Raw genomic sequence first — 16755 nt, 5'->3', positions numbered from 1 at the left:
CTTTCTTTACAACAGGTTTGACATCTTCACTGCGGATTTTGCCCTACATTTAGGGGATGAGATGACGGGAGGCTGTGATGGAATCGAGCTACTTTGGCCAGCGTATTCGCTTTGGTAAACGGGCCGGCATCGTAATGGTGGTACTGGGCCTGCTCTCCATTGCCATGCCATTGGTGACCGGATTGGCGCTGGAGTGGCTGATGGCCCTGGCCCTGGCCGTGGCGGGGATCTCCCAGCTGGCGGTGGCCATCCACCTGCGCGCGACCCCCTCCTTTGGCTTTCGTCTGGCACTGGGTCTTTTGACGCTGCTGGCGGGGATCTATCTTTGGCTCAATCCCGGTGCGGGCCTGGCACTGGCGGCGCTGCTGTTGGGCCTTTACTTCCTGGTGGATGGGATCACCACCCTGGTGCTGGGGCGACAGCACCAGGGTAACCGTGGCTTGGCCACCCTCAATGGGGTGATCACCCTGTGTCTGGCGGCCATCATCCTGTGGCAGTGGCCAGCGTCGAGCCGCTACGTCATTGGTATCTTGATCGGGGTCAAGCTGATGCTGGTGGGGCTGACCTTCTACACCGCCGCTAAGGTATTCAAGGCCGCGGGGGAGCAGATGGCCGAGGCGGTAGAAGAGGCTCGCTTTGCCCAGGCCAAAACGGTACAGGGGGAGGACCGCCCCGCGACTGGAGGGGCAGGGGAGCCATTGGAGCATCCGTCGTCACAGCCACCGGATGAGCCGACGCCGCCGTCTGAGCCGCGTTAGCCTCGGTTCACTCCAGGGGCCGGTGTGGGGAACAGTGAGAATCAAAGGTTGAGTGGCAACAGTAGCAGTAGGGGAGAGTCGATGAAGACAGCATGGCGTATGGCGTTGGGCCTGGTGTGCAGCCTGCCACTGGCGGCGTGGGCCACCCAGTGCGGGGACGAACTCAGTCGGGTGGAGCTGGAGCGCTGCATCCTACAGCAGGAGTTGGCCAATGAGATCAGCCCACAGCCAAGGCGGGTGCATTTCAATCCTCCGGCCGCCCAACCGGAACAAAGCTGGCAAAACCGCACCGATGGCAAGGATCGGCTGCAGTGGCAAAGCGAAGAGCCGGACTTGGAGTGGGAGCGCTACGAATAGCGCTAAGAAAGGGGGAGGGGCCGGAAGCCCGAGGAGTGGGTTTCCAGCCCCGAAAAGCGTTAGGCCGCCTGGCTCAGGTGGGTCTGTTCCAGATAGGCGATGATGTCTGAGGATTCGTACATCCAGGTCACTTCGCCCGCCTTCTCAATCCGCAGGCAAGGCACCATCAACCGTCCACCACCCTGCTCCAGTTCGGAGCGATGAGGCTCCTGTTTGGCATCCCGCAGCTCAATATTGAGGTTATGGCGACGCAGACTGCGGCGAACCTTGACGCAGAACGGGCAGGCGGCGTACTGGTACAGCCGGTAATCGCTCATGGCGGCGTCCAGTTTGGCTTGTGCCTCGGGGGCACGCTTGGCCCGCTTGGGGGCAAACAGAAAATCGAACAGCAGGATCAGTCGACCCAGGATCCAGCGGATTACCACCATGGTGACGCAGCTCACAATTAGCCTGAATTTGCGCGAAGGTTACCACCTTTGTGGGCTTTAACCAACCATTTTGCTTGGTCATTTCCGAGGGTGAGTTGGACTACGCTTTAAGGAGAGGATCCCGATTGATTGGCGCAACAGGAGGAGATTATGGACACCTATAAACACATTCTGGTTGCCATCGATGTGGACCTGAGCAGCCAACTGGTATTGCAGCGTGCGGTGCGTTTGGCCAAGGCCTTTGAGGCCGAGTTGAGCGTGGTGCACGTGGGCGATGAGCTGGCGGATCTGTCCGAGCCCCACCCCAAGTTCCAGCCGGTGTTCTGGTACGACTATCACGGATTGCTGACCCAGATGAACAAAGAGGTGCTGGAGCATTTCGATCATTCACTGGAGAATATCGACTACCCGCTGAAGGAACGGCTGGTGAAGTTTGGCAGCATCTCCGACGAGGTCTCCACCCTGGTGGAGGAGAAGGGCTATGACCTGGTGGTTTGCGGTCATCACCACTCGTTCTGGCACAACCTCAGCTCCGGGGCAGCCCGGCTGATGGGCAAGTGCAACTGCGACATGATGATCGTGCCGTTGTTTGACTGAGGGTCCCGTCGGGCATCAACAGGGCCGCGCTCTATTGAGCGCGGCCTTTTTGCATCGAGGGCCTGATAGCCTGGCCGGCACTAGCTCATGATCTGTTGCCTTCGCTGATGGTTGCCTTCGCTGATGATTGGCTGAGCCGCTTCTTTTGGCAGGCATCTTTGCACTTGTCGGTATAGGCCAGAATGCGACAACGAAGTCGTCGGTTTTGACACTGTGAAGGAGTTCAGAAAGCCAACAGCTGGTCTTCGCTCGTGCTTGCGATCCCAAGTTAAGCGGATACATTAGCGCGTTTTCACGCTCAGGATTGGGCGAACCTTTTCGTTGTTGCTCGCTTGCGTTGGCTGGCCAGTGTGAACCGGGGAAGTGTGATCTGCAGCAGAAAAAGCGCAAAACCTTGAAGCTTCGACGTTGCGTTGGCTGGAAAAAAGCCTAGATTAGCCGGCCTTCAAACCAAGGATTGGACGAAGACGTTTTTGTTGCTCACTCGTGAGTGCTTTATTGATGAGTCCTAAGATGATCCGTTCTAAATTTCGTACCGCCTTTGCGGTGATCGCTTTGCCCCTTGCCCTGTCCGGCTGTGTCGGCAGTAACGCCGTCACCGGCAAGCTGATGGAAGCCAACCTCAAAGCCGTGGACAACCGCTACGCCCGTGGTGGTTTGAATATGCTGATGTCACCCGCCTACGCCGTTTGCATCGGTGCTGACTACGTGGTGTTTAACTCCGTCGAGTTCTGGACCGGCGAGAACCCGATCAACGGCAGCGGCCACGTGTTCGATACCGAGGTCGACACCTTGATTGAGGTAAACCGTCAGCTTGACGATAGCCTGACTGAGGCGCCGATCGCCCCGATCAACTGATCGGCTTGGTTCAACACAAAGGAGGGACTCGTTGAGTCCCTCCTTTGTGTTATTGGCACTGCGCTTGGCTAGCCCAAGACCGCGCCAGGTTCGCCCGGTGTTTTTTTGGGAGGGGGGGGGGGTCGCAATTGCGTCGATGAAAAAGGCCGCGCTCGAATGAGCGCGGCCTTGTTAGCAGCGGTTGCCAGGGGGCGGAGCTTAGCCCTGCTGCTCCCGGGCGATGGCGCGGTAGGCGATATCACGGCGGGTGAACATCCCCTCCCAGCTGATCTCATCCGCCAGGCGATAGGCGCGCTGTTGGGCCTCGGTGACCGAGTGACCCAGGGCGGTGGCGCAGAGTACGCGACCACCGGTGTTGACGATGGCGTCATCCTGCTCGCTGGTACCAGCGTGGAACACCTTCTCGCCCTCGGCGTAATCGCTGCGCAGGCCGCTGATGGCAAAGCCCTTGGTGTAGCTGGCGGGGTAACCGCCGGAGGCCAGCACCACACCCACCGCAGCGCGGGGGTCGAACTCGGCGGACTTGCCGTCCAGCTTGCCGTCACAGGCGGCCAGGCACAGCTCGACCAGGTCGGACTGCATCCGCAGCATGATCGGCTGGGTTTCCGGATCACCGAAGCGGCAGTTGTATTCGATCACCTTGGGGGTGCCGTCGGCATCGATCATCAGACCGGCGTAGAGGAAGCCCTTGTAGGGGTGGCCCTCAGCCTTCATGCCGTCCACGGTGGGGCGGATCACCTCAGCCATGATGCGGTCATGGATCTCGGCGGTCACCACCGGGGCGGGGGAGTAGGCACCCATGCCACCGGTGTTGGGGCCGGTGTCGCCGTCGCCAACGCGCTTGTGGTCCTGGCTGGTGGCCATCGGCAGGATGTTGTCGCCGTCCACCATCACGATAAAGGAGGCCTCCTCACCGGTGAGGAACTCCTCGATCACCACACGGTGACCGGCGTCGCCAAAGGCGTTGCCAGCCAGCATGTCGCGTACGGCGGCTTCCGCCTCTTCCAGGGTCATCGCCACGATCACGCCTTTACCGGCGGCCAGGCCATCGGCCTTGACCACGATGGGGGCCCCCATCTGCTGCAGGTAGGCCAGGGCCGGCTCGATCTCGGTGAAGTTCTGGTAGGCCGCGGTCGGGATGTCATGGCGTGCCAGGAAGTCCTTGGTGAAGGCCTTGGAGCCCTCCAGCTGGGCGGCAGCGGCAGACGGGCCAAAGATGGTCAGGCCGGAAGCTTCGAAGGCGTCGACCACGCCATCCACCAGCGGCTGTTCCGGGCCGACGATGGTCAGGCTGATGGCGTTGTCCTTGGCAAACTGCACCAGGGCGTCGTTGCCAGCTACGGCGACGTTCTTCAGCTTGGGCTCGGTGGCGGTACCGGCGTTCCCCGGTGCCACGAAGACGGTCTCTACCGCCGGGTTCTGGGCCGCTTTCCAGGCCAGGGCGTGCTCACGGCCACCAGAGCCAATTACCAAAATGTTCATTGTTTTTCCTTGTCAGTCGCTAGGGTTTAGGCCCTAGGTACTAGGAAGAACGGTGAGTTAAGTCATGCCGCTCTTTCAATAAAATTCGGTGCTCCACTTACTGGAGCGCAGCTGAACGGGATGAGTGGCTAGGATAAAGCGAAGCGAAAACCCGCAGTTTGCTGTTGCAAATGAGGAGTTTGAGCTTCGCTTTGACGACGCCAATCGCCCGTTCAGCAAGCGTCTTAATGCTTAAAGTGGCGCATGCCGGTGAAGACCATGACCATGTTATGTTCGTCGGCGGCGTCGATCACTTCCTGATCGCGCATGGAGCCACCGGGCTGGATCACGCAGCTGATCCCGGCTTCAGCGGCGGCATCGATGCCGTCACGGAAAGGGAAGAAGGCGTCTGAGGCCATAACGGAGCCCGGTACGGTCAGACCTTCGTCGGCGGCCTTGATGCCGGCGATCTTAGCGGAGTAGACGCGGCTCATCTGGCCGGCACCCACACCCACGGTCATGCCGCCCTTGGCGTAGACGATGGCGTTGGACTTAACGTACTTGGCCACCTTCCAGCAGAACATCAGGTCCTTCAGCTCCTCTTCGGTGGGCTGACGCTTGGACACCACTTTAACGTCATCCAGGCTGACCATGCCTTGATCGCGATCCTGTACCAGCAGGCCACCGTTGACACGCTTGGTGTCGAACTCGGTGGTCTTGCTCTGCCACTGGCCACACTCCAGCAGGCGCACGTTCTTCTTCTCGGCCACTACGGCCTTGGCCGCGTCGCTGATGCTCGGGGCGATGATCACCTCAACGAACTGACGCTCGACGATCGCCTTGGCGGTGTCGCCATCCAGCTCGCGGTTGAAGGCGATGATGCCACCGAAGGCGGAGGTGGGATCGGTCTTGAAGGCGCGGTCGTAGGCTTCCAGGATGCCGTCGCCCAGGGCCACACCACAGGGGTTGGCGTGCTTGACGATGACACAGGCCGGGGCGTCGAACTCTTTCACACACTCCAGCGCTGCATCGGTATCGGCGATGTTGTTGTAGGACAGCGCCTTGCCCTGCAGCTGGGTGGCAGTGGCTACGGAGGCCTCCTGCACGTTCTTCTCAACGTAGAAGGCGGCACGCTGGTGGCTGTTCTCGCCGTAGCGCATGTCCTGCTTCTTGATGAACTGCTGGTTGAAGGTGCGCGGGAATACGGACTCCTCGTCGCCCTCTTTGTTGTCGCCGTGGCTGGGCACCATGGTGCCGAAGTGGTTGGCGATCATGCCGTCGTAGCCGGCGGTGTGCTCGAACGCGGCGATGGCCAGGTCAAAACGGGTGGCGAGGGTGAGGGAGCCGTTACCGGCGTCCATCTCGGCGATCACCCGGTCGTAGTCGTGGGCGTTGACCACGATGGTGACGTCTTTGTGGTTCTTGGCAGCGGAACGCACCATGGTGGGGCCACCGATGTCGATGTTCTCCACCGCATCTTCCAGGGTGCAGTCGGCTTTGGCCACGGTCTGGGCGAAGGGGTAGAGGTTGACCACCACCATGTCGATGGGGCGGATGCCGTGGGTTTCCATCACCGCTTCATCCTGCTCGCGACGGCCGAGGATGCCACCGTGTACCTTGGGATGCAGGGTCTTAACGCGGCCATCCATCATCTCAGGGAAGCCGGTGTAGTCGGAGACTTCGGTCACGGGCAGGCCAGCCTCGGCCAGCAGGCGGGCGGTGCCACCGGTGGACAGCAGCTCAACGTTGCGCTCGCTCAGGGCACGGGCAAACTCGACGATGCCGGTTTTGTCGGAGACGCTCAGCAGGGCACGACGGATCGGGCGGGGTGCGTTCATGGGTACAGATCCTTATTGGATTTTTATATAGGAAGATATTTCGCCAAACCGGCTACACCGAACAGCCCCAGCGGCGCGCTGAAGGCGTGAGCTTGGCGAAATACCCTCGACCCTGCATTTCGAGCGAGTATTTTGCGCGCGTATTCTAGCCAAAAAAAGATGTGAGATCAGCGCCGTTTTTGACCGGTCGATGGATTTTTTGTGTCAGTGGGTTGATGGAACTGAGATTTGGGTTTGACCTTTGACTTAACTCCAAGGTTTATACTCGCCGTAATCCCTTCCAGATGGAGTGTCCTGGATGTACAAGATTGGTGAATTGGCCCAGGCCTATCAGCTCAAGGCCGATACCCTGCGCTACTACGAAAAGAATGGCCTGCTCAGCCCCAGCGGCCGCAGTGACAGTGGCTATCGCCTCTACAGTGAGGACGACGCCCTCAAGCTGCGTTTTATCCTCAAGGCCAAAGCGGTGGGCTTCTCCCTGACCGAGGTACAGGAGTTGCTTACCATCGATGAGAATCGAGCTCAGTGGGCCTGTCAGGACGTCAAAGGCCTGGTGGAGGCCAAGGTGGCGCAGCTGGAGATCAAGATGGCAGAGCTGACCCGCTTTCGTGACTCGCTGCAAGAATTGGCCGATGCCTGCTGCGGCGGCTCGGAAAGTGCGGAACACTGCTCCATCCTGGATGCACTGGAGGTGCAGTCATGAACACCTTGACCCAACTGTCGCTGAACTTTCTCGATCTGTTTCTCGATTCCGCCCCCTGGCTGTTGCTGGGGCTGGTGATAGCGGGGCTGATCAAGATGTTCGTCCCCATGCGCTGGATGCAGAAGCAGCTCGGCGGTGAGGGGATCAAGCCCACGGTGAAAGCCGCCGTGTTGGGGGCGCCGCTGCCGCTGTGCTCCTGTGGGGTGATCCCCGCTGCGGTGGGGCTGCGCCGCAGTGGTGCGTCGAAAAGCGCCACCACCGCCTTCCTGGTGGCCACCCCGGAAACCGGGGTGGATTCGGTGTCCATCTCCTACGTGTTGCTGGGCCCCTTTATGGCCATCGTACGGCCTATCGCCGCCATCAGCTCTGCCATCGTGGCGGGGCTGCTGGTGGGGCGCGATGCCGAGTCTCAGGCCAGGCCGGCAGAGGTGAGTGCCACGCCAGTCAAAAGTGGCTGCTGCAGTAGCAAGGCTAAGGCTGAGGAAAGCCAGCCTAAGACCAGCTGCTGTGCCAGTAAGGCCAGCGCCCCTGCCGCGCCGATGGCTGCCGAAGGCGGCTGTTGCAGCAGTAAGTCGGCTGAGACAAAGCCCAAGGCCGAAAGCTGCTGTGCCAGCAAGGCTCAGGAGGAGGCCTTGCCGGTGGGCGTGGCCAACAAGCTGAAGGCTGGCTTGCACTTCGCCGCCAACGATCTGGTGCGGGACACCACCCTGTGGCTGTTGGTGGGGCTGTTCTTTGCCGCGCTGGTGAACACCTTCGTCCCCAATGAGTTTCTGTCCCAGTGGGGCAGTGGCATCCTGGCGATGACCATCATGGTGCTGGTGTCCGTGCCGATGTACATCTGCGCCTCCGCCTCAACCCCGATTGCCGCCGGCTTTCTGATGGCGGGGGTCTCCCCCGGGGCGGTGCTGGTGTTTATGATGGCCGGTCCGGCCACCAACATTGCCACCTTGGGCGTGGTGCGCTCCGAGCTGGGTAAGCGGGCCCTGTGGGCTTACCTGGGCGGGGTGATCGGCACTGCCATGCTGTTCGGCTTCTGGGTGGACTGGGCGGTGGCGCAGTTTGGTTTCCAGGTGATGTCGATGGTGGGGCATGAGCACCGTCTGCTGCCGGAGCCACTGGTCTACGCTAGTGGTTTGTTACTGGCATTGCTGATGCTTAAGGCCTTGTTGACCAAGTGGCCGGGGCACAAGCCCGCCGTGGCGTAATTCACCAACGCATGGATTTAGGTTGGCGGCCCTTCGGGCCGCCTTGCCGTAGTAATGGATCAACATCGAGGTTACTCATGAAAACGCTTGTTTTGGCCACCACCTTGCTGGCCTCCACCGCTGCCCTGGCCGCTGAGCCGGTACTGTATCGTTGCACCCACGGCAGCGAGTTTCGCCTGATCGAGGTGCAGTACCCCCAAGGCACCTCAGTGCCCTGTGAGGTGCACTACATCAAGTCGGACGGCGAAAGCAGCGTACCCTGGCGGGCAGCCAACAGCGAAGGCTACTGCGAGCAGAAAGCCGCAGAGTTTGTTGAGCGCCAGCAGGGCTGGGGCTGGCAGTGTGAGCAGCCGGTGGCGGTGCAACTGCCTGAAGTGGCCGAGCCGGAGCAGCCGGTTAAGCTGCCGGAGGAAGCGCAGCCCGAACAGCCGGTGCAACTGCCGGAGGTGGCGGAGCCGGAACAGCTGCCGGAGCTGGAGCCCGAGCTGGAGCAGTAAGCCTCCCCTGTCCTTGTTTGCGAAAAACCACCCGAGAGGGTGGTTTTTTTGTGGTGTATAGATGGTGCCCTGGCTTATCCCAAGGAGAGGAAGAAGGGGATCAGAATAGGGCCGGCCAGGGAGAGCAGGAAGCCGGAGACGATGGCCACGGGCACCGTCTGTGGGCCACCGCTTTTCTGGATCACCGGCAGGGTGAAATCCATCGCGGTGGCACCGCCGTAGCCAATGGCGGAGGCGGGGCTGGAGCGCATCAGGATCGGGATCAGGATGATGGCGATCAGCTCCCGGGCCAGGTCGGCGAGGAAGGCGGCAGAGCCCATCACCGGGCCCAGCTCGGCGCTGATCAGGATGCCGGACAGGGAGTACCAGCCCATGCCCGAGGCCAGGGCCAGGCCATGGTGGATTGGCAGCCCCAGCAGCGGCGCGGCCAGGGCACCGGCCAGCAGGCTGGTAACCAGGATCAGCCCGGCGATGGCCAGGCCACGCGGGTTGAGCAGGATCTGGCGCCAGCTCATGTTGCTGGCCCGCATCTGGATGCCGATCAGCAACAGCAGCAGCATCAGGATGGCGTTGGCGCCGGTCTCGATCCAGTGCTCCGGCACGGTGAACAGCAGGCCCAGCACCACCCCGGCGGCCACCACGGCGGCCAGCTGCAGCGACTCCAGCGCCATCGCCAGCTTACTGAAGCGGCCCTGGTGTCCCTCCAGTGCCAGTGGCCAGCGTTTATCGACCAATGGCAGCAGCGCCAGGTTGGCGACCAGGGTGAGTCCCGTCAGGGTGAGGGTGATCTTGAGGATCAGGCTGAGCTCGCCGGCCAGGTTATCCAGGCCACCCAGGCCCATCCCCATCAGCAGCAGGATAAGGTAGACGATGGCGGTGAGGCTGCGGTCGATCAGGCGCAGCAGGGGCCCCGGCTTAAGGGGGATCAGGTAGCCGAGAAACAGCGGCAGCAGGATGATCAGGGCGTCCAAGCGGTGATCCTTGGTTGTGAGCGGCGGGGCAAGGGTATCAATGCCAGGCCCGGGCCGGCAAGTGACGCACAAAGACACTGGCCTCGTGGCTGGGCTTGCGCCAAGATATCCTCAGTGAACCACAGGAGCACAAATGAAAAAGGTGTTGATCGGATTGGCGGTAGCGGCGTTGTTGCTGAGCGGCATGCTCTACCAGTTAGGGGCGGGCAATCGCCTGGCGCTTGAGCTTAATGAGGCCTACCAGAGCGAGGTGGTGCTCTACAGTGCCAGCTGGTGTACCGTCTGCGATCGGACCCGAGCCTATCTGCAGCAGCAGGGCCACCCCTTTGTCGAGGTGGACATGGAGCAGGACCCAAAGGCGGCCAGGGAGTTTGCCCAGTTTGGTGGCCATGGGGTGCCGTTCTTGTTGGTGAAAGGGCAGGCCATGCGGGGGTTCCAGCCCTCGGCGATAGAACAGGCGCTGCAGCAATAAATTAAGAGCGTCAGTTACCTAACTGACGCTCGTCGGCCCACTGCTCGGCGCGCTCGCCGACCAGGTTGAGGACCTTCACGTTGCCGCTGAGCACCGCGATGATGGATTTGCCTTCGCGAAACTCCCTGGGGATCACAACCCGGCCGGAGGGCCCCATGGTGAGGTCCTTGAGCACAGCCTTCTCCATGACCAGCGAGTCTATGTCGTAGTAGAGCACGCTGACGTCCATTGTCTTCATCAAAGTTCCCTTATTCTTGTTTATTAAACAGCCATTTGGGTTATTTCAACGACGCGCCCTCCAGTTGAGCACGTTTTGACCGACCGGTTCAAGCCTCGTGCCAAATTGCCGCTTTAAGGGGCGGGTTGCGAACCGTGTTTGTGCTGCTGCTCTCGCAAATTGCCGCGGTTGGCCACAGCGAGAGCGGCATCCCACGGTCATCTCAGGTTATAATTGCGCTTTTAACCCGTTTGTGGAGAACCGTTTGCACTTTTCCGAGCTGGCCCTTGACCGCCGCCTGTTAGCCACCGTGGCCCACCTGGGCTTTAACCAGGCTACCGAGATCCAACAACAAGCCATCCCCGCAGCCATGACCGGCCGGGATCTGCTGGCCTCCAGTCGTACCGGCTCCGGGAAAACTCTGGCCTATCTGCTGCCGGCGATGCAACGGCTGCTGAAGAACAAGGCGTTGTCGAAGCGGGATCCTCGGGTGCTGGTACTGGCGCCGACTCGGGAGCTGGCCAAGCAGGTGTACGGTCAACTGCGCTTGGTGGTGGCGAACACCCCTTACCACTCGGAGCTGATCCTCGGCGGCGAAGACTTCAACCAGCAGAGCAAGGCGCTGGCAAAGGACCCCCACCTGGTGGTGGCCACCCCGGGTCGACTGGTGGATCACCTGGAGCACGGTCACTTCTACCTGCATGGCCTGGAGATGCTGATCCTGGATGAAGCGGATCGCATGCTCGATCTGGGCTTTGCCAAGGAACTCAACGCGATCCACAAGGCGGCGGATCACCGCAAGCGCCAGACCCTGATGTTCTCCGCGACCCTGGATCATGCCCAGGTCAATGAGTTTGGTGCCAAGCTGCTGCAGTCGCCGACCCGGATCCGCATCGATGCCGAGGCGCAGATCCACGCCGACATCCATCACCGCTTCCTGTTTGCCGATCACCTGGATCACAAGGAGGCGCTGCTCAAGGCGCTGCTGGAAAAGCAGGACTTCAGCCAGCTGATCCTGTTCACTGCCACCCGCAGCGACACCGAGCGGCTCTCCAGCCTGGTGCAGCAGTGGGGCTACTCCAGCCTGGCCCTGTCCGGCGAGCTGAATCAGAGCGGCCGCAACCAGATCATGCAGGCGTTCAGCGCCGGCAAGGCACAGATCCTGATCACCACCGATGTGGCCAGCCGAGGCCTGGACATCGCCCGGGTCTCCCATGTGGTCAACTTCGACTTGCCCAAGCACGCCGAGGAGTATGTGCACCGGGTCGGTCGTACCGGTCGGGCCGGCGCCAAGGGCGATGCCTTCTCGCTGGTGGGGCCAAAGGATTGGGTTAACTACAAGAAGTTGGAAGGTTTCTTGGATCAGACCCTGGCGTTTGAGGCGATCCCGGGGCTGGAGGCGGAGTTCAAGGGCTTTGCCATCAAGGCCAACAAGCCCAAGCCAGCCAGCAAGAAGGGTAAGCCCGCCGCTGGAAAAGCCCGCGCGGCCTCGAAGGGCAAGAAGGTGAAGAAGAAGTTTGCCTTCAAGCTGACCGAGGTGGGCGATGCGCCGATGACCATCAAGCGCAAGCCCAAGGCCGAGCCGGAAGAGTAAGGCCCGCCAACAAAAAACACCCCGCTGCTGCCAGCGGGGTGTTTTTGTTTGGGCGGTATGAGCCGGGCGACTTAGCCGCGTGGGGTCAGCATGATCTCAACCCGACGGTTCTGCGCCTTGCCCTCGGTGGTCTGGTTGCTGGCGATGGGCTGATCCGGGCCGGCACCGTGGGTCACCATGCGGTTGATGGACACTTCCTGGCGCACCAGCTCGGAAGCTACCGCCTGGGCGCGGTCCTGGGACAGGCGCATGTTGAGGTCACGACTGCCGCTGCTGTCGGTGTGACCAACGATGCGCAGATCGGTCTGGTCGAACTCCGCCACCACCATGGCGACACCGGAGAGGGCGTTGATCGCCGGCAGTTTGAGGCTGGCACTGCCGACATCAAAGGTCAGGCTGTTGGGCATCACCAGCTGGATGTTATCGCCCTGGCGGGCCACCGAGACACCGGTGCCGGCCAGCTTCTCTCGCAGTTCTGCTTCCTGGCGATCCATGTAGTGGCCGATGCCGCCGCCCAGGGCCGCACCGGAGGCGGCACCAATCAGGATCCCCTTGCCACGGTCGCCGCGGGAGGAGCTGGCCGCGCCGATCAGGGCCCCGCCGATGGCGCCAATCGCCGCGCCGCCGGCGGCATTGGAGGTCTTCTGCTCCCCGGTGTAGGGATCGGTAGTGGCACAGCCGCTGGCCAGCAGGGCGGCCATCAGCAGGGGAAGAGCAGAACGTCGCATCGTGGGTACCTTTTGAACAGATTGAGTTGTCGCAAAATACTGCCACAGCTGCATCCAGTTCAAGTATTGAGCGAGCGATTGCTCGAATCTTGTTCTGTGGCCAGTGCGGCACTTAGGCGGGCTCTGACCTAGGGTTAGCAGGAGAGGGGCAGCGAACGGAGTCGATCATGGGCCGAGCCACGGCATTGGGTATTGTGATTTTATCGATAAGCTTCAATGGTATGGCGTTGCCGCTGGAGCCGGGTTTGAGTATCCGGGCCGGCGGCTTCTGGGCATCGGTGGACTCCAGCTTTGGTGCCCGGGTGCCGGAGCTGGATCGTCGGCGCGAGATCGACTTCGAATCCGACCTGGGGCTGGAGGAATCCAAGTTCAGCCCGATGCTGGAGCTGACCTACCGCTTCAACCCCCGTCACGCCCTCTCTTTCAACTACATCTCACTGCATCGAAGCGCCCAGTCGCGGGAGTCCACCAAGACCTTTGAGATCGACTGGGATGATCAGACCTACCTGATCGAGGCCGGCTCCAAGGTCGGCTCCACCCTGGACATCGACATCTACCAGCTACTGTATGGCTATACCCTGTGGCGCACCGAGCGCTTCTGGGTGTCGGGCACCCTGGGCCTGCACGTGATGGATATCGAGGCGGAGCTCAATGGCGAGCTTAAGGTGGTCAACGAGGGAGAGCTGGATTTTGCCACCGAGATTGGTGATACGGTGACGGCGCCGTTGCCGGACGTCGGCCTGAGCGCTGTGTGGCGATTAACCCCCCGTTGGCAGGTCGTCCTGTTAGGTCAGTACTTCCAGATCAAGTTTGACGACTACATGGGGCGGATGACCGACTTGCGCTTGCAGTTGACCTACTACTTCACCGATTCCTGGGCGGCCAGTGTGGCCTGGGAGCATTACGATCTGGATTTTGATCACGAGAACCAGCGCCGCGGCATCGATCTGAACTTCACCTACACCGGGCCTGTGTTGCTGCTGCAATACGATTTCTAGCCGCTGGCCACTCGTCACTAGCCACTAACCACGGGCCATAAAAAAACAGCGCCCCGATGGGCGCTGTTGTGGTCAATCGTGACGGCTTACTCGTCCTCGTCGTCCAGCTCGTCTTCCGGCTCCAGCATCCCCCAGCCATCCAGTTTGCCCTTGAACGGGCGGCACTGCTCGGCCAGCTTGGCTTCAACGCCGTTGATGGCGTCGTAGTCCGGTACCATCTCCTGTTGCAGGCGCAGCTCCCACTGGCCGGTCTCCTCGGAGTGGTTGAGGAACAGGGCGGCGTGCGGGAACTGGCTGCGTACCCCGTCTACGGCCAACTGGCCCTGTTTTTCGCTGCCAAACAGCACGTAGAAGTCCAGCATGTAGGCTTGCGCCAGGTCGATCCCCTCACCCTGCATCAGGGCCAGCAGTTCGCCATTGGCATCGTTCGGAAAGGTCATGGTCGTTCCTTAAAAAGTGATCTTGGGCCGGCCCTTAGGCTTGGCCGGTTTGCTGGGCGCCTCGCTGGCGGGGCGGGTACTGGCGGTGATCATCACCGCGTCCTCAGCAAAGATGACGTTGTCACCGGGCACCAGCTTGCGACGCTTGCGGGTCTCCACCTCGTGGTTCACCAGCACGTGGCCCTCGGCGATCAGCATCTTGGCTTCGCTGCCGGCACCGACCCAGCCCTGGATCTTCAGCACCTTGTACAGCTCGATGTAGTCGTCGCCCGGGTGCAGCTCCAGTACGTCTGTGGACATGGTCCACTCCTATGGTGATTGCGATTGCCGCGATTATAGCGAGTTTCTGCTCCAACGGCCCGAGATCCTGACCGCGGCAATGGGCAGGAGGCGTGTTTTTTTGGAGACAACTCATTAACATGAACCCCCTATCGACGATCAGGGAATGGAATGTGAAGGGCAATGGATGGGGCCTGCTGGCCCTGCTGGTAGCAAGTACAGTGGCGCAGGCTCAGTCGCAGCAGGATGAGCCGATGGAGCGGATGGTGATCACCAGCACCAGGGAGGCCAAGCCGCTGGTAGAGTCGCCAGAGGCGGTGGGCCTGCTGAGCCAGGAGGCGTTGGAGACCCTGGTGCCGGGCCATCCGGCGGATGCCCTCAATCGCATCCCCGGGGTTTACGTCAACGAGCTGGGGGGCGAGGGCCATATGACCGCCATCCGTCAGCCCATCACCACCACCGGGGTCTACCTCTACCTGGAGGACGGCATTCCGACCCGGCCCACCGGCTTTTTCAATCACAACGCCCTGTACGAGGTGAACGTACCGCAAAGCGGCCGGCTGGAGGTGATCAAGGGGCCGCCCTCGGCGCTGTACGGCAGCGATGGTATTGGCGGGGTGATTAACGCCTTTACCCGGGCGCCCAGTGCCGATGGGGAGGCGGACATCACCCTGGAGCTGGGAGAATACGGCTGGCGCCGTGCCCTGTTGGGGGGCAGTACCGGGGTGGGCCAGAATCATGCCCTGCGAGGGGATCTCAACCTCACCGACAACACCGGTTGGCGCGAGCAGACCGAGTACTCCCGGCTTAGCCTGACCGGTCGGCTCGACAGCGACCTGAGCAGCGGCTGGCAGGGGCGCAGCACCCTCTCTTATGCCCAGGTGGAGCAGCGGGCCGCCTCAAGCCTGGAGTGGGAGGATTACCAGAACAACCCCACCAAGAACCTCTACCACGGTGACGTGGGTAAGCGCGAGGTGGAGGCGGTGCGCCTGGCCAGCGCCTGGTCGCGCAGCTGGCAGGATGGCAGCCTCACTACCCTGACCCCCTTTGCCCGCTACAACCGCTCGCAGATGACCCCCAGCTGGATGGCCAGCTACGATCCCAACTACGCCGATACTGAGTTTGCCAGCCTTGGCCTGATGGCCAAGCAGCGCTGGCGTGGCGCGCGCACTGAGCTAATTTTGGGGGCGGATCTGGATTACACCGATGCCCGCTACCAGGAGGAGGCGATCCTGGTCAGCAAGGAGGGCGATATCTTTACCGGCTATCAGCGCACCGGTACCCCCAACTACGACTTTGATGCCGCCCAGTGGAGCATCTCGCCCTACCTGCATGGCGAATGGCAGGCCAGCGAGCATTGGCGCCTCAGTGCCGGATTGCGTTACGACCATTTCCGGGTGGATTACCACGACCGCCTGGCCGGGCGGGAGGACGCCAGCGACAACCACTACCGGGCACCGTCCCAGGTGCTCAACTACGACAACTGGACCCCGAAGCTGGGGGCCACCTACCAGTTTTCCCCGGCGCATCACCTCTACCTGAGTTACCGCCACGCCTTCCGTGCCCCCACGGTGGACAAGCTGTTTCGCTCCGGTCGGGTGGAGAACAGCACCGAGCTGCAGCCGGTAACCGCCGCCAACATCGAGGGGGGTGTGCGGGGCCGCTTTGGCCAGTGGCTGGATTACGAGCTGAGCCTGTATGACATGACGGTGGAGAACGAGATCGTCAACTACATCGACGGCGACGACCGCAAGACCACCAACGCCGGTGAGACCCGCCACCGAGGCATTGAGCTGGGGCTGGATATCGCCCTGGGCCAGCAATGGCAGCTGGGGCTGGCCTTCACCGTGACGGATCAGGAGTACGTGGATTACAGCTACGTGCTGGGCTATTTCGACCCCGGCTGCAGCTGCTTTGTCCAGGAAACGCTGAATTTTGCCGGCAACCAGATTGGTCGGGCCCCCAAGACCCTGGGCAACGCCAGCCTGGCCTACTTCCCGGATTGGCTCAGCGGTGCCCGGGCAGAGCTGGAGTGGGTCCATGTCGGCGAGTACTACACCGACGAGACCAACACCCAGTCCTACGACGGCCATGATCTGCTGAACCTGAGGCTGAACTACGAACTGAACGCCCAGTGGCGGCTGCATGCGCGCCTGCTCAACCTGACCGACGAGCGCTACTCCACCAACACCACCAACCAGGTAGGGGCGGAGGCGATCACCTACCGCCCTGGCGCCCCGCGCAGCCTGTTTGTCGGGGTGCGCTACCAGTGGCCCTGAGAAACCCGAGGTTGTGAGCAAAAAGCCGGCTGAGGGGCAACCTCAGCCGGCTTTTTTCGCGCTTGGTGCGGGCGG

General features: G+C 61.7%; 18 protein-coding genes and 1 pseudogene. 11 read left to right on the top strand and 8 right to left on the bottom strand.

What is annotated here, in order from left to right; all coding sequences use genetic code 11:
* Nucleotides 1–77 precede the first annotated feature (77 nt).
* Nucleotides 78–758: an HdeD family acid-resistance protein gene (locus tag BUC04_RS14045; RefSeq protein WP_067661707.1), complete on the top strand. Its 681-nt coding sequence runs from the start codon at nucleotides 78–80 to the stop codon at nucleotides 756–758.
* A gap of 81 nt (nucleotides 759–839) precedes the next feature.
* Nucleotides 840–1115 (top strand): hypothetical protein, encoded by a 276-nt coding sequence (locus BUC04_RS14040; RefSeq protein WP_143165728.1) that lies wholly within the window; start codon nucleotides 840–842, stop codon nucleotides 1113–1115.
* 59 nt (nucleotides 1116–1174) lie between these two features.
* Here the strand turns inward: BUC04_RS14040 and BUC04_RS14035 are convergent, their stop codons facing one another.
* Nucleotides 1175–1543, bottom strand: a complete 369-nt coding sequence (locus tag BUC04_RS14035) for a glutaredoxin family protein (protein ID WP_067661711.1) — start codon at nucleotides 1541–1543, stop codon at nucleotides 1175–1177.
* 150 nt (nucleotides 1544–1693) lie between these two features.
* Here BUC04_RS14035 and BUC04_RS14030 point away from each other — a divergent pair, with 150 nt between their 5' ends.
* Both BUC04_RS14030 and BUC04_RS14025 read left to right on the top strand, forming a co-directional pair.
* Complete coding sequence (locus tag BUC04_RS14030) at nucleotides 1694–2140, top strand: universal stress protein (protein ID WP_143165727.1); 447 nt, start codon at nucleotides 1694–1696, stop codon at nucleotides 2138–2140.
* A gap of 513 nt (nucleotides 2141–2653) precedes the next feature.
* On the top strand, nucleotides 2654–2998 hold the full coding sequence (locus tag BUC04_RS14025; RefSeq protein WP_082766724.1) for a DUF3332 family protein: 345 nt from the start codon (nucleotides 2654–2656) through the stop codon (nucleotides 2996–2998).
* A 198-nt stretch (nucleotides 2999–3196) separates the two neighbouring features.
* Here BUC04_RS14025 and purD read toward each other — a convergent pair whose 3' ends face one another.
* Complete coding sequence (gene purD, locus BUC04_RS14020; RefSeq protein WP_067661715.1) at nucleotides 3197–4480, bottom strand: phosphoribosylamine--glycine ligase; 1284 nt, start codon at nucleotides 4478–4480, stop codon at nucleotides 3197–3199.
* 224 nt (nucleotides 4481–4704) lie between these two features.
* Complete coding sequence (gene purH / locus BUC04_RS14015; RefSeq protein WP_067661717.1) at nucleotides 4705–6297, bottom strand: bifunctional phosphoribosylaminoimidazolecarboxamide formyltransferase/IMP cyclohydrolase; 1593 nt, start codon at nucleotides 6295–6297, stop codon at nucleotides 4705–4707.
* A 298-nt stretch (nucleotides 6298–6595) separates the two neighbouring features.
* On the opposite strand from purH, the gene zntR reads away from it, so the two are divergent.
* The 3 genes from zntR to BUC04_RS14000 all read left to right on the top strand — a co-directional run bounded on the left by zntR (nucleotide 6596) and on the right by BUC04_RS14000 (nucleotide 8702).
* Entirely contained in the window at nucleotides 6596–7000 is a 405-nt protein-coding gene (zntR, locus tag BUC04_RS14010; RefSeq protein ID WP_067661719.1) for a Zn(2+)-responsive transcriptional regulator, read from the top strand.
* Nucleotides 6997–8205: an SO_0444 family Cu/Zn efflux transporter gene (locus tag BUC04_RS14005; RefSeq protein WP_067661721.1), complete on the top strand. Its 1209-nt coding sequence runs from the start codon at nucleotides 6997–6999 to the stop codon at nucleotides 8203–8205. The genes zntR and BUC04_RS14005 overlap by 4 nt, the downstream gene beginning before the upstream one ends.
* A 77-nt stretch (nucleotides 8206–8282) precedes the next feature.
* On the top strand, nucleotides 8283–8702 hold the full coding sequence (locus BUC04_RS14000) for a hypothetical protein (RefSeq protein ID WP_174522315.1): 420 nt from the start codon (nucleotides 8283–8285) through the stop codon (nucleotides 8700–8702).
* 74 nt (nucleotides 8703–8776) lie between these two features.
* Here BUC04_RS14000 and BUC04_RS13995 read toward each other — a convergent pair whose 3' ends face one another.
* Nucleotides 8777–9673, bottom strand: coding sequence for a LysO family transporter (locus BUC04_RS13995; protein ID WP_067661723.1), 897 nt, complete (start codon nucleotides 9671–9673; stop codon nucleotides 8777–8779).
* A 133-nt stretch (nucleotides 9674–9806) separates the two neighbouring features.
* Here BUC04_RS13995 and BUC04_RS13990 point away from each other — a divergent pair, with 133 nt between their 5' ends.
* On the top strand, nucleotides 9807–10145 hold the full coding sequence (locus BUC04_RS13990) for a glutaredoxin family protein (protein ID WP_067661725.1): 339 nt from the start codon (nucleotides 9807–9809) through the stop codon (nucleotides 10143–10145).
* Nucleotides 10146–10155: 10 nt separating this feature from the next.
* On the opposite strand, the gene BUC04_RS13985 is transcribed toward BUC04_RS13990, so the two are convergent.
* Nucleotides 10156–10383, bottom strand: a complete 228-nt coding sequence (locus BUC04_RS13985) for a TIGR02922 family protein (RefSeq protein WP_067661727.1) — start codon at nucleotides 10381–10383, stop codon at nucleotides 10156–10158.
* 244 nt (nucleotides 10384–10627) lie between these two features.
* Here BUC04_RS13985 and BUC04_RS13980 point away from each other — a divergent pair, with 244 nt between their 5' ends.
* Nucleotides 10628–11956 carry a DEAD/DEAH box helicase gene (locus tag BUC04_RS13980; RefSeq protein ID WP_067661730.1) on the top strand — a complete coding sequence of 443 codons (1329 nt, stop codon included), beginning with the start codon at nucleotides 10628–10630 and terminating at the stop codon, nucleotides 11954–11956.
* 71 nt (nucleotides 11957–12027) lie between these two features.
* Here BUC04_RS13980 and BUC04_RS13975 read toward each other — a convergent pair whose 3' ends face one another.
* Nucleotides 12028–12684 (bottom strand): YiaD family glycine zipper/OmpA-like lipoprotein, encoded by a 657-nt coding sequence (locus BUC04_RS13975; protein WP_067661732.1) that lies wholly within the window; start codon nucleotides 12682–12684, stop codon nucleotides 12028–12030.
* Between the two features lie 167 nt (nucleotides 12685–12851).
* Between BUC04_RS13975 and BUC04_RS13970 the strand changes: the two genes are divergently transcribed.
* Nucleotides 12852–13682, top strand: a complete 831-nt coding sequence (locus tag BUC04_RS13970) for an LPS-assembly protein LptD (protein WP_143165726.1) — start codon at nucleotides 12852–12854, stop codon at nucleotides 13680–13682.
* Nucleotides 13683–13768: 86 nt separating this feature from the next.
* Here BUC04_RS13970 and BUC04_RS13965 read toward each other — a convergent pair whose 3' ends face one another.
* Both BUC04_RS13965 and BUC04_RS13960 read right to left on the bottom strand, forming a co-directional pair.
* On the bottom strand, nucleotides 13769–14122 hold the full coding sequence (locus tag BUC04_RS13965; RefSeq protein WP_067661737.1) for a ribonuclease E inhibitor RraB: 354 nt from the start codon (nucleotides 14120–14122) through the stop codon (nucleotides 13769–13771).
* A gap of 78 nt (nucleotides 14123–14200) precedes the next feature.
* Nucleotides 14201–14422, bottom strand: a pseudogene (locus BUC04_RS13960) (RNA-binding S4 domain-containing protein); the annotation flags it as partial.
* Between the two features lie 152 nt (nucleotides 14423–14574).
* On the opposite strand from BUC04_RS13960, the gene BUC04_RS13955 reads away from it, so the two are divergent.
* Nucleotides 14575–16680: a TonB-dependent receptor gene (locus BUC04_RS13955; RefSeq protein ID WP_200804690.1), complete on the top strand. Its 2106-nt coding sequence runs from the start codon at nucleotides 14575–14577 to the stop codon at nucleotides 16678–16680.
* The last annotated feature ends 75 nt before the right edge of the window (nucleotides 16681–16755 follow it).

It is taken from the genome of Ferrimonas marina, assembly GCF_900129905.1.
In the GTDB taxonomy this organism is placed as follows: domain Bacteria; phylum Pseudomonadota; class Gammaproteobacteria; order Enterobacterales; family Shewanellaceae; genus Ferrimonas; species Ferrimonas marina.
The sequence above is the reverse complement of the archived record's forward strand: the minus strand, read 5'-3'. Positions and strand labels throughout refer to the sequence as shown.